General features: G+C 44.4%; 9 protein-coding genes. 2 read left to right on the plus strand and 7 right to left on the minus strand.

From position 1 onward, the window contains the following. Nucleotides 1-10 precede the first annotated feature (10 nt). From AC58QG_RS10260 to AC58QG_RS10275, 4 genes are all read right to left on the minus strand, one after another. Nucleotides 11-901, minus strand: a complete 891-nt coding sequence (locus AC58QG_RS10260) for an ABC transporter permease (RefSeq protein ID WP_497361948.1) — start codon at nucleotides 899-901, stop codon at nucleotides 11-13. An 85-nt stretch (nucleotides 902-986) separates the two neighbouring features. Continuing rightward, nucleotides 987-2,654, minus strand: a complete 1,668-nt coding sequence (locus AC58QG_RS10265) for a type 2 periplasmic-binding domain-containing protein (RefSeq protein ID WP_497361949.1) — start codon at nucleotides 2,652-2,654, stop codon at nucleotides 987-989. Between the two features lie 171 nt (nucleotides 2,655-2,825). Next, nucleotides 2,826-3,611, minus strand: a complete 786-nt coding sequence (locus tag AC58QG_RS10270) for a response regulator transcription factor (RefSeq protein WP_497361950.1) — start codon at nucleotides 3,609-3,611, stop codon at nucleotides 2,826-2,828. Beyond that, nucleotides 3,611-5,341 carry a sensor histidine kinase gene (locus AC58QG_RS10275; RefSeq protein WP_497361951.1) on the minus strand — a complete coding sequence of 577 codons (1,731 nt, stop codon included), beginning with the start codon at nucleotides 5,339-5,341 and terminating at the stop codon, nucleotides 3,611-3,613. The genes AC58QG_RS10270 and AC58QG_RS10275 overlap by 1 nt, the downstream gene beginning before the upstream one ends. 249 nt (nucleotides 5,342-5,590) lie before the next feature. On the opposite strand from AC58QG_RS10275, the gene AC58QG_RS10280 reads away from it, so the two are divergent. Further along, entirely contained in the window at nucleotides 5,591-6,406 is an 816-nt protein-coding gene (locus tag AC58QG_RS10280; RefSeq protein WP_497361952.1) for an alkaline phosphatase family protein, read from the plus strand. A gap of 357 nt (nucleotides 6,407-6,763) precedes the next feature. On the opposite strand, the gene AC58QG_RS10285 is transcribed toward AC58QG_RS10280, so the two are convergent. From AC58QG_RS10285 to AC58QG_RS10295, 3 genes are all read right to left on the minus strand, one after another. Then, the gene (locus tag AC58QG_RS10285) at nucleotides 6,764-7,966 is read right to left on the minus strand and encodes a multidrug effflux MFS transporter (protein ID WP_497361953.1); all 1,203 of its coding nucleotides are present in this window, start codon (nucleotides 7,964-7,966) and stop codon (nucleotides 6,764-6,766) included. 186 nt (nucleotides 7,967-8,152) lie between these two features. Further along, complete coding sequence (locus AC58QG_RS10290) at nucleotides 8,153-9,055, minus strand: DMT family transporter (protein ID WP_497361954.1); 903 nt, start codon at nucleotides 9,053-9,055, stop codon at nucleotides 8,153-8,155. Nucleotides 9,056-9,065: 10 nt separating this feature from the next. Next, entirely contained in the window at nucleotides 9,066-11,291 is a 2,226-nt protein-coding gene (locus AC58QG_RS10295) for a hypothetical protein (RefSeq protein ID WP_497361955.1), read from the minus strand. A gap of 145 nt (nucleotides 11,292-11,436) precedes the next feature. Here AC58QG_RS10295 and AC58QG_RS10300 point away from each other — a divergent pair, with 145 nt between their 5' ends. Then, nucleotides 11,437-12,813 carry an extracellular solute-binding protein gene (locus tag AC58QG_RS10300; RefSeq protein ID WP_497361956.1) on the plus strand — a complete coding sequence of 459 codons (1,377 nt, stop codon included), beginning with the start codon at nucleotides 11,437-11,439 and terminating at the stop codon, nucleotides 12,811-12,813. Nucleotides 12,814-12,974 lie beyond the last annotated feature (161 nt).

A 12,974-nucleotide genomic window follows, 5' to 3' on the forward strand; every position in this document is an offset into this window, starting at 1 on the left:
ACCTGCTTCTTTAGAAAATTCTGTAATTAGCGTATTTGTAAGCTATCTTGTAAGAGATGATAATGAGAATGAATCCGATCATCGATTTCAATAGGCCGACGGCAGTAGCTAAGCCATATTGCGCCTGCACGAGTCCAACCCGATATACGTACGTATCAATAATATCGCCTGATTTGTAAACAAGTGGATTATACAAGTTGAAAATTTGATCAAATCCTGCGTTCAGAATATTACCAATGCTTAACGTAGCCAACAATACGACGGTAGGAATCAAACTTGGCAAAGTGACATACCATAACTGTTTCAATCGATTAGCGCCATCCATTTCAGCCGCTTCGTAAAGCGAAGGATTGATGCCAGCTAGAGCAGCTAAATAAATGATGGCAGCGAATCCAAATTCCTTCCAAATATCAGAGCTAACCACAATGGTAGGAAACCAGCTGTTTTTTGCCAAAAACATGATCGGTTCGAAACCAAACATTTTCAACGCACTGTTGATGATGCCGTCCAAAGACAACATATCCATCACGACACCTGCTAAGATGACCCAAGAAATAAAATGAGGAAGATAGACAACCGTCTGTACCCATCTCTTGAAAATATGAAATCGAATTTCATTAAGCAATATCGCAAATGTGAGTGGAACGATTAAGTGAGCAATAATTTTACAGACCGCAATAAATACGGTATTAAAGAAGATTGTTTTGCTGTCTTCCAGCTCAAACATGTACGTGAAATTTTCGAGCCCAATCCAAGGGGAGTCCCAGATGCCCAATCCGATCTTAAAGTTTTGAAACGCAATGGCGATTCCAAACATTGGAATAAGTTGGAAAATAATGAGCAGCACAATTCCCGGCAAGAGCATCAAATGGTAGTGCTTGTAAAAAGATCTAATATTCATCAGCGATACACCTCTGTTCCAATCATGATTGTACAAAAAGCGCACCACCAATCGGTTAGGCGGTGCGCTCTTGGTCATTACACGTTTATTTTTTGGATTTACTCAGTTCATCTGTTACTTCTTTCGTAATTTCGTCGCCGCCTTGTGCTTTCCAATCGGTTACGAACTTATCAAAGGCTTCCAGCGGCTTCTCACCCATTACAATACCGAAGAACGTTTCTTTCTCCAGCTTTTGCAGATTAGCCCACTTTCTTTCCATCGTTTTGGTGTTAGCTGTAAATTCGCTATACACTTTATTCATGTTTTGTTTCAACAAATCTGCTGGAGCTGTGTAGCCATAATAGCCAGACCAGTCTTTCAAATCCGCTTTAGGATTCGCTTTATCGCGCGTTGCTTTATCAAACATTTCTTTCATTTCTGGACTCAGCTCTTCTGGCTTGGTTTGCCCACCCATAGCCTTTTTCAACATATCCGACTTTCGTTCAACCGCATCTGCAAAATCGAAGGTCGCATTCCCAATTGGCCAGTGTTCTGCACTTACTGAGAAATCAAGTTTCAAAGCATCTGGGTCTACTTTACGCTGCGCATTGATAAACGTGTTCGCGTAGACCATTGCGGCTTCAGGGTTTTTCATGCCTTTCTTCACAACGATAAACTGTGTACTCACAGGCACCATCATTGTATTCACTGTGCCTTTCGCATCAGGGATCAAATAGGGTACGAAATCAGCCTTTGGATTGAGCTTCATCGTGTCAGCTGCCAAACCGCCGGACCACCATGGCCCGAAGAAAACACCTGACTTACCAGATACGATATTCTCGTTCGGATCTTTACGCAGCGCAAATTCCTTATCAATCGCGCCAGCAGCATACATATCACGCAGCTTACTAAGTGCTTGTTTCGTTTCTGGTGTGATCGAAGCATAGACAACCTTGCCTGAGCTATCTTTAATCCAGTTGGAAACACCCTCAACGCCACCGGATGGATACGCGCCAAACGCTTGGAATATACCTTTGAAATCTCCACGTTGCGCTTTCCCATTAACAGCTAGCGATTTCTCAAACCCAGCAATTCCCATTGTATCCGCTTTACCATTTCCGTCTGGATCTTTCTCAACGAAAGCTTTGGCAATCGCGGTTACATCGTCAACCGATTTCGGCGGTTGCAGCCCCAATTTATCCATCCAATCCTTGCGTACCCACACCATACTTGCAGCATCCGCTTGTACGCTAATATTCGGAATACCCATTAATTTACCCTTATAGGTCGCTTTCTCAAGCGCTTTATTATTCGTTGAACCATACAATTCTTTTGCCAACGGTGACGCATATTTCTCATATACTTTGGTCATATCCTCAATTTGGCCCGCCTCAGCTAATGCTAGGAAGATTTGCTCATTCACCAGCATAACGTCAGGTAAGTCGTTGCTCGCGATCGCCAGTTTCATTTTTTGCTCATGGTCCTGAGGAGCGGCATACCAGAGAATTTTAAAGTTAATATTCGTTTTTTGTGAAATATATTTCATGTACTGGTTGCTCTCTACCGTATCACCAGCCGGCAGCTTAGCCCCAGGGCTTAAACTCTTAAACGTAGTAACTTCAATCGGACTTGGCATCTTAAAAGGATCCACTTTCACGTTGGAATCCGCCGTCGATTGTCCGCCATCCTTACTAGTCCCTGCGTTGTTGGTAGAACATGCTGTCATCAGAACAGCGATTGCCATCATGGAAATTAGAGCTTTTTTATTCTTCATAATGCCCCTCCTCTTTAATTACCCTACACTTACATCTTAAAGAAAATGAAAGGCATCCGGGTCCATTTCTGTCTTATGTTTAGGAGCAAATCGTCTCGTATTCGGCAACTTTGAACGTCTAGTAGACGAAAGTGCACTTTTTAGGAGACGATTTGTGACCAATCCTCCTAGTTATGACTGGCTCTTGCGGAACTCTCCAGGCAGCATCCCTGTTAACTCCCGAAACACCTTGCTAAAATATTTTTCATTGGGATACCCAGCCTGTGTGGCGATCCACCCAATGGATTTGTTGGTCTGTGTAAGCATGGCTTTCGCGTGATTCACCCGTACTTCACGGATAAAATCGTTGAACGTTTTCCCAGCAACATCCCGAAAACAACGGCTGAAATAGCTGCGGCTCATATTCACCCTTTTCGCAATATCCGGCAATAAAAGGTCATGTTGGAACTCCGATTGAATAATATCGACGGCTTTCCATACACATGCATTCACTTCTGGTGAGTAAGGTCCCTCGTCTTCATCCGCAAGCGTCGTCAAATGAAGATGCTGAACTTGTGTATCCCTAGATCGCACATTTTGCTCTTCCATCTTCTTCACAATTCGTCTTAGAACCTCATCCATGTGCTCATGTTCAAGCTCGACCTTCGTAATGTAATCCAACGCCCCCAAACGAAGTGCTTCCTGGATAAGTTCGAAATCCTGATGAAACGTCAAAACGACCATGCTGATATCCTTGTACTTCTCCTTTACAGACCTCATTAAATCAATGCCTGACATCACAGGCATCGCTAAATCGGTGATGAGCAAGTCAACTTGATTGTTCTCAAGAAACTCCAATGCTTTTTTACCATTCCCAGCTTCGCCTACGACTTCTAAATTATGCTCACGCCAAGGCATCATTGTAATGAAACCTTTTCGTACCAAGTGATCATCGTCAACAACCATAACTTTTATCATCAGACCACTCCTCCTATCGGAAGACGAAGAACGATCGTCGTCCCTGCACCGATTGTGCTTTCAATACGAAAACTTGCTGCTGGGCCAAATTGAAATTTTACCATGCGATACACATATTGCAGCCCAATGCCCATGCCTACCTTCTTTTTCTCTAATGTATTTTCGCTCATCAATTGAGTGATATCTTCCTCTGTCATGCCGTCGCCATTATCCTTCACTTCAATAATGACATGTGATAGGCCATCTTCAATTACGCTCACTTCAATCACACCATTGTCACCCAAGCCATGATATAACGCATTCTCTACTAGCGGCTGAAGAATAAACCGAGGAACTGCCAATTCAAGTGCTTCAGAATCCGCATGGATCTTCACATCAAAATGAAAATTGTAGCGGATCCCTTGCAACTCGACATAATTTTTCAGAGCCTCAATCTCATCTTTAATTCGTGCAGGTCCACCTTTACCGAGATTATAATAGAGCACTTTATTTAACGTAGATACCAACCGATCAATATCCTTCTGTCCATTGGCACGAGCCAGCCATCGAATCGTATCCAGCGTATTATGTATAAAATGAGGATTGATTTGGGTCATTAATTTCTCTACCTCAAGAAAGGCTTTACTCTGTTCCTTCTGCTCAACCTCACTAATAAGTTCAAAAATGCGACTTCTCATTTCGGCGAACTCTCTGTAGATCATAGAAAACTCCGAAATCTGCGATTGCCTTCTAGGAAAGACCTCATTATTACTTTTTACATTACGAATATCCGTACTGAGCAGGTTAAGCGGCCGATACACCGTTCGCCAAATCAGCCAGGCAATAAAGAAACTCGCGATTAACGTTAAAATGGCAAAAAACACAAACTGTTTCATCCATCTATATACTTCGAGGTTATAGACCGAATTGGGAACTGCAGACATGACTTTCCATGTTTGGTTACTCGCTTCCTCGAACATACGATATTTACCAGTAATGTCCTTATTCGAATCGTCTGCGGCATACACCATCCCCACTGGGAAATCAGCCGAATTCTCGCTATAGACAATTTTGCCGTAATTATCGAGGATCAGATGCACCAAGTTGCCGCCGAATTGATCATTGTCTTTGAGGATGCTTTCAGCCAATTTAAAATTCGTTTCAATATAGACATACACATCATCACGATCCGGCAGCTCCACTTTACGCAGAATCGATAGCACTTGATTGCCATCAATTGGATTTAAAGAAAGATGTGGTCCCATATACGTAAGTTTATCGAATTTAATGAGAACAGGAAGATTCTTCAGATCATAATTGTCATTCACACTAAAATTCTCAAATAATGCCTGATTGTCATTCTCAAAATAGTAAAACATCAATCCCAGCGTAGGGTTCGTAAAATGAATCAATCCTAACTCACTTCTGATCTCGTCGTTCAATCTTTTCTTCTCATAGATATCAGCTGACAAATAGGTTTCAAGGCTTTTGCCCACTCGACCGTCAAAGGCGAGCTGCTGCGAAGTATGGTTCAACTGGCCTATGGTATCTTCCAACATAATCCTGACTTGATGCAAATTACTCTGGGCACCGCCCTCCGCCTTATTTTGCAAAATGGCATACATAGAGAAATAAGAAATGCTTCCAATCAGAATTAATGGCGCAAGCGAGCTAATAAACAGAATTATGATGAGCCGATATTTTAACGAATGCGGTTTCGGTGGTAATCCAAATTTCTTCCATCCTGTCATGATTCAGCCTCGCTTTGTTGTTATTTATTCTAGTATTGCCTAGTATACAAAACAAATAAAGCGCTAACAACCGTTAGTCAGGATGCAGCATTTGGAAAATGAAAAGACAAGAACCCGGTATGTGTGTTGATTCATGTGAAATTCATTTGTTTTTATTTGTATTGTGTTGTTTTGTGATTGTCTTCAGTTTTGAAATGCATTATGATAAATTCACAAATACCTATTTTGCTTAGAGAGGCAGGAAGACTTATGAACAGATGTAATCGTGTAATTATCATTGGCTGGGATGGAGCTGGGACATTTATCCGTGACGCTCATACACCGAATTTAGACCATTTGTTCAAGGCGGGAGCTCATACACTTGATGCGCAAACAGCATCGCCAACAATCAGTGCAGAGTGTTGGGGGACGCTGCTCCACGGGGTTGATCCATCCAAACATGGACTTCATAATGCTAAAGCTGGAGCTGAGGAATTTCCAAGTGATTCCTTATATCCTTCCATTTTCCGAGTTGCTAGGGAAGCCTTTCCTAATGCCAAATTAGCTGCTTATAGTGCTTGGGAACCCATTAATTCTGGCATCATCGAGGCAGCCATCGGTGTCCATAAGGTTTCCATGCGGGATGATCAACTTGTACTAGCAATTGCTGCATATATCAAAGACAATCCTGACTTCAAGCTGCTTTACGTCCAATTGGATCTACCCGATGCCGCAGGCCATAAGCATGGCTACAATACACCGGAGCAGCACCTCATCATCGAAGAAGCTGATCGTCATACAGGAGTTATCCTGGATGCGCTAGCAGAAGCCGGACTTATGGAAGATAGTTTGATTATCGTAGTTACAGACCATGGTGGAGGCGGTGAAGATGCATTCGGGCACGGGAGTGATCATCCACTAGACAAAACAATCTTCTGGGGCTGTGCAGGTCCAGGAGTTGAGTCCGGAACCACACTTGCTAACGTGGCCATTGCTGATACTGCAACTGTCGTTGCGCATGCGCTCGGACTTGATGTACCTTCTTCTTGGGAAGGAAAGCTGCCTGTCGGATTGTTCCGTGAATAATTTACGTCATCATACTTAAATAACGAGAGTAGGTTATCTCAAAAGTAAATATTATAGAAATGTGAGTCACTCTCAAACGTTTGAGAAGCAGCAGGCCGCTTACCTGCCTGAATTAGTCGGTTTTTCCGACTAACTCCCTCCTGCGGGGTGCTTTCCTGCCCGAGTAAGTCGGTTTTTCCGACTAACTCCTTCCTACGTGCCGCTTTCCTGAGAGACAACGGAGGCTAAAACAAAGGAGCTAATTATATGCAAAAAAGCCCAACCATCAGATTCTGTGGTTGGGCAAGACTATAACTAATGTATATTATCATTTATTAATTTGAGACAGTTTTTTAAAAAACTCTCACTTTCTTTTCCTCAAGCCGCCTCTTTTGACCCTTTTTTCACTAAAAGGAAGTAAGACAGCATCGCCGCGGCGCTAGTGGTTAAAATGATGGCACCGAGCGGAACAGCCGTGTCTTCACCGGCAATGCCGACTAATGGAGAAACAACCGCACCGAGCAAAAAGGGAATGACACCCATCAGCGCAGCCGCACTTCCCGCCATATGCCCCTGGCTCTCCATCGCAAGAGGGAAAGCTGCCGTGGACGTAATACCGATGGCCGCTACAAAGAAAACGAGCGGAATCACGAGTGCGTACAGCGGCCCGTGGAATATAGCCACCAGTAAGACGGCGATGCTGGCTGCGCCAGCAAGGAATAAACCGAACAGCAGGAAGGTCTGCTCCGATACACGGTGAGCCATTCGACCGACCAACTGCGAGCCAATGATCAAGGTGATGCCGTTCGAGCCGAACAACAATGCAAATACCGTAGGTGAAACCCCGTAAATATTTTGATAAATAAAAGGTGTACCCGAAACGTACGCGAACACCCCTGCGATCATGACCCCCTGCGCGAGCATATAGCCCGTAAAGGAGCGATCGCGCAAAAGCGATCCATAATTCCGCAATTGCTGAGCAAAATTGCTAGGACTGCGACGCTCCACAGGCAGCGTTTCTTTGAGCCTCCATTTTGTCATAGCAAGGAGGAAGGTTCCCAGCAGTGCTAAAGCAACAAAGACGCCGATCCAGCTCGTGAGCGCTAGAACACCGCTTCCCGTCACTGGCGCCACAAGTGGGCCCAAATTTCCGACTAGCAAGAGCAGCGAGAAAAATTTGGTAAGCTCGTGACCGCTAAACATATCGCGTGCGATTGCACGGGAAATAACAATACCCGCCGACGCAACAAATCCCTGCACGAGCCGAGCAAAGATCAGCAGCCATATACTTGGCGCGATCGCACAAGCTATGGATGCAGCAACATATAGCGCCATGGAAATGAGCAGCGGCTTGCGTCTTCCGTAGACATCGCTGAGCGAACCCATGACCACTTGGCCGACTCCCAGTCCGAGTAAGCAGGCGGTCAAGCTGAGCTGGACGAGGGAAGCTGTCGTACCGAATTGTTCCACAATCTGAGGAAAGGCCGGTAAATACATATCGATGGTAAAAGGGCCGAGTGTCGAAAATAAACCGAGCAGCAGCGCTAGTCGAACGGCATGCTGTTTGTTCGTGTTGGTCATCGTATGAGGTTCTCCTAATCTTCATTCCTTATCCGGAACTCTTATCTCTTTTTTGTTACACCATAACATAACTGTATAGTTTTTGACAACAGTTATATTGCGACGTCGTCATAGTAAAAAGCAGCTGATCCAGGAATTTCCTGTACCAACTGCTTCTCGACTGACTTCGTTAGGGTATTTGAACTTTCACGATAGTAGATTCCTCTCCTGTTTATACTTTATACGTATTTTATTCGAGGTAACCAAAGATACTCCGATAACGAGGATGACGGAACCGATAATTTGTGCGAGGCTAACTCTAGTTCCCAATAAAATAAATCCAACAAGCATAGCGATGAACGGTTCTAAATTAATATAGTTGGCAGCTCGGCTTGCCCCAACGACCTTAACTTGGTAAGCCCAAATCAGCGAACATATCGCCTGTATGACAACCGCTGAGATCAAGAGTAATCCCCATGCCCATAAATGCCAACTAACATGCAAGACAGGTTCGTAAACAATAACGACAGGTAAAAGCATGCTGGTGCCGACTAAGGTGCTATAAACCGTTATTATAAAAGGATCCATCTTTTCGGCTATTTTCCTTGTCTGGATAATAGAAACGCTAAATGCAAACATCGAAATGAAAATCAAACCTATGCCCATGTTCAAATGAATATCTCTTCCAAAGGCAATGACCAAATAGACACCGATTAACGCTAAAACAGAGCCTGCAGCTATTCGCATGGTAATGGCCTCTTTCAGAAAATAAGCCGCTAGAATAGCGGTAGTAATGGGGACCAACGCGATTATTAATGCAGCGGTAGTCGCGTCCGTTTCTTTTAAGCCAATAAAGAAGGTACCATGATGGATAAGTATGGCTGTGATCCCGAGAGGCAATAATTGTTTCCAGTCCTTCATGTTAACCCGGACTAATTTTCTCGTAACCAGTCCGTAAATCAGTAAAACGATGATGGATAATGTCAATCGTAACGCGGCCAGCAACAAAGGAGAAAACTCCTTTGAAAGCATGGAAGCAAATACAAAATTGCTTCCCCAAAGGGTTACACAAAATAAGAGCAATCCGTCTGCCCGTTTCAACACATCCACCGTCTTTCCCTCATGTAACTAGCTCAATACGAATCGCATGATGCAGCCCAATGCCATAACCTGATGAAGCCGTGTCTTTGCCGACTATCTTAAAAGTAAGCGAATGTTCGCCTTTACTCAGCGATGTCTGGCCTAAGAAAATTCGTATGACAGGTATAGCGTTCTCCGTATCACAATACTGGTTTACCCGATCGCCAATGGTGGTACCGTCAAGATACGCTTGAACAATTCCCCTATCCCGTCCCATGGAATAATCCGCAAACAGTTCAACGTTACGTGTGTCGTCAGGCCAGTGGAATGCCATTTCGACATATTGTCCCACCTCTGAAGCCTTACAAACCCGACCTTCCCCGATATGCTGCTCCGGATCAAACGGCAGCCCCCCTGTATCCCAAGGGAACAAGCATTGAACCGGGTACAAATATATGGAAGATTCCGTCTTCTTCATTTCTTCTTTCACGTAGATTTCCGGCTCCGGCCACGGACTCTCTATCACTTTTGCCGCTGTATCTTCTGGAAATGGAAACAGCAGCCTCGCTCCGAAAGAAAGGAAATTAGAGCTATTCAACTGCGATTGTATAGAAAAGGGAAGCGCATAACTATGGGGACGATCGCCAAAGCTTCCTGTTGTTGCTCGGACAATTACGGATTCACCTTTGACATGAAGCCAGCATGCCAATTCGCTATCTGGATTCTCTGCCTCATATCGGTCAAAATTCTCCTCGCAATTCGCCCAATAGCTAATCCGATAGGTTTCACCGTTGTGCAACTCAAATGGCAATTCGATGCCTTCAACCAGCTGCTTCCGCGTGATCAGGATCGTTCGGTCCGTTTCAGGGGCGGACCTCCAATCGGAAGTATGCTCATCCGGAGGTAACAATCGGCTTACCCGTATAGGGAATTGCTCCTGCACGGAAAGACCGGCTGCGAGGTTATCCCTAAATCGAACATTCTGCAAAGAAGGGCCAGTTACATGGAAAAAGGTGCTGAACATCAGCTGACTTCCCGGTGCAGGCGAACCGTCGTAAACTTTAGCCATTTTCAAATATGCTTTGCGCTGAAAAACGCCAGACATGACGGCATATTTGGCCTCCATATCAGACAGACTGCTCACGAACGGAGCGATATCCGCGCCTGCTTTGTAAAGATACACCAGCGCAATCATGGAACATACGATACAGACGATATCATGGGATTGGTATTTCCGCTCGTTCATCGGATTTTCTGCCCCATCATAAAACCATCTGCCGTCCGTCTCCCACTCCCGGATCATATACCATAACAAACCGCGAGCATATTCCAACAATCGGGCCTTCATAAGGGGATCAGATTCGTAGAAGCCGGTTTTTGCAACAGCCATAGCAACTAATGCAACTACGTTATCGGTGGCGTCTACGACCGGATTTCCTTCCGAACTACCCGTAGGATTATACTCCGTCCAATAATAAACGCGGCCATTCCAAACCCCTTTATGAAACCCGTAACGAGGAATTTGGTTCATAACAAAAGATCTTGCGTCTTCCAAATAATGCTGTATCCCAGTTCGCTCATACATATGGATGTGGAGGGAGGCGATGGCTGCGCATACATGGTGATCAGGCTCGTGAAGATGCCAGTTATAGCCGTATCCGTCTAACCATTCCCAATCGAACACATAATCCCACCCTCCAGCCCATCCGGGACGTGGGTGGAACTCCTCTGGATAGAACTGCTCCACAAAATCGTTCGTTCCGTCTTCTTTCCAGCGCGTAAATCGAAGAAAGGCGAGAAGTTCTTCAGCACGGTTCCAAAACTGTTGATCCTCGGTTAATACGTAAGCCGGCAAATATTCCTGCAAAATATAATCATGCATGCGTCTCGGATAGTAACGGTTGCTATAGGTGAGGGTTTGTTTATCATGACCAGTCATGAAAGGTTTAAATGGCATAGCTTTATCAATGACCAAGCGTTCGTGAACAGTCTTTCCTATGACATTGGAGACGACTGGTGTTTCAGCATCCCTTTTAACCGTGTCATTTGCCACTTGGAACGTCACAAGCTTCTCTTCCATTTCCGTTAAACCCCAAAAAAACGAGCGAAACAATGGGATCGTCCATATGTTGTGATTGGATGGATGCAGCTGGAGATCAGGCAGTTTGCTCCAAAATTCCTCTGGAGAAAGAAATTCAGTAACATCTTCCACATCGAAAACTAAATAGGGTTCGCCATATGCGTTCTTTAATAGTGAACTATTCATTCCCTCTCCTCCGCATCACAGATCAAATAAATAACATGTATCATACTTGTATCGTAATTGAATATCAATTAAAATACTAGTGAAAATGTAATTTCTTTTTACGCTATAATTGAACAACCAAATATGAATGAAAGAATGATACAAGATGAGACGAGAAAGCAATTTCCGGTATTCCCAACTGGCTAACATTTTACGCGAACAAATATTTTCCGGTTATATGAGGCCGGGTCAATATCTTATGTCTGAGAATGAATTGTGCAAACACTATCAGATGAGCAGAACTTCAGTCCGAAAGTCATTAGAAGAATTACTGAAAGAGAACTTGATTGTCAAAAAGGCAGGACAAGGCACGATTGTTTCTCCTGATCTCGTCATCCCGGTGACACAGCGTAAAACACTGCGCATCGTTGCAACCTCTCCTTCCCATTTTGCCGATAACGCCATGCAGTTGATTATTGATAGATTTCAAGAGCAACACTCGAACGTTGATGTCAAACTGCTGAGCTTACCTTCTGATGATTTTTGGGCGAACATAAGGACGAGCAGTGAAATGGGGCTGCAGCCAGACCTCATCTTTGTGACCGACCGACAATTTATGGAGAGGGATCAAGCTGAGACCTTTGTTGATTTGCGGGAGCCGCTAAAAGGATGTCTTCCATCGATGTATCCTAGAATGGTAACTACCTTTCGCCGTGAAGATGCCGTGATCGCTGCACCGGTTACTTTTTCCACCGTTTATCTGGCGTATAACCCGAATTTATTCGATAAATATAACGTACCGCGACCGGATCCGAATTGGACCAAGGACGATTTCATCCATGCTGCACAGAAGCTTTCAGTCGATACAGATGGCGATGGTATTGTAGATCAATATGGGATCTCCCTTCATTCATCTTCCAGTCGCTGGCCTGTATTCGCCTTGCAGAACGGTGTTGATTTCAAAAGCACGACACACAAAGAACCTCTTATGAAGACGTTAACCTTTATCCACGATCTCCTTTATCGCTTGCGGATCGCTACGTTATCCTCGAAATATCATTCGAGCTCAGAAGCATTTATCCATGAGAAAGCAGGCATGGTTCTTACTACATCGATCGAGCTAGCAGGCTGGAGAAACGAAAATCTAGGCTTTGAGCCGCAGGTGGCAGCTCTCCCCTTTGGCGATCTGAAAGCTACACTGCTATTAGCCAATGCTTTTATGGTGCCAGCCGCATGCAGCGACTTGGATCTAGCCGTCCAATTTCTTCAAATCGCTTGCGACACCGACGTACAGGAAACGATCAGTAGGACCTCACAGTTCTTATCTGTTCTGAAGTCAGTCAACGAAAAACTTTGGGATAAGGATACGCTTGAATCTCTTAACATCGTGAACGATTCGATCGAAAACAGCTATTTTCAACATGAGCTATTTACGGATTGGACAATGCTTGAGGAGATAGAAGCTGAGATGGGTTTGTATTGGGCTGGACTGGAGTCGGCCTCCGCAGTCGCTGAAAGGCTGGAGAGTAAGCTGCTTACCTAGCTGATTTCTAGCGCCTTCGTAAAATTAAGCAGACAACTAAGTATTCATCAGAAGTCTGCTTATTTCTTGCATTCATTGTCCCCTCCCCCAAATATTGCAAAATAATTACGGGGGGATTTGTTAATAATAGGTAATGACTTATTAGCAGCGAGGTGATGATG

It is taken from the genome of Paenibacillus sp. J22P169 (assembly GCF_059691995.1).

Coding starts and splice junctions, on each gene's coding strand:
- AC58QG_RS10260 (WP_497361948.1), bottom strand. CDS start 901: ATGAATATTAGATCTTTTTACAAGCACTACCATTTGATGCTCTTGCCG.
- AC58QG_RS10265 (WP_497361949.1), bottom strand. CDS start 2,654: ATGAAGAATAAAAAAGCTCTAATTTCCATGATGGCAATCGCTGTTCTG.
- AC58QG_RS10270 (WP_497361950.1), bottom strand. CDS start 3,611: ATGATAAAAGTTATGGTTGTTGACGATGATCACTTGGTACGAAAAGGT.
- AC58QG_RS10275 (WP_497361951.1), bottom strand. CDS start 5,341: ATGACAGGATGGAAGAAATTTGGATTACCACCGAAACCGCATTCGTTA.
- AC58QG_RS10280 (WP_497361952.1), top strand. CDS start 5,591: ATGAACAGATGTAATCGTGTAATTATCATTGGCTGGGATGGAGCTGGG.
- AC58QG_RS10285 (WP_497361953.1), bottom strand. CDS start 7,966: ATGACCAACACGAACAAACAGCATGCCGTTCGACTAGCGCTGCTGCTC.
- AC58QG_RS10295 (WP_497361955.1), bottom strand. CDS start 11,291: ATGAATAGTTCACTATTAAAGAACGCATATGGCGAACCCTATTTAGTT.
- AC58QG_RS10300 (WP_497361956.1), top strand. CDS start 11,437: ATGAGACGAGAAAGCAATTTCCGGTATTCCCAACTGGCTAACATTTTA.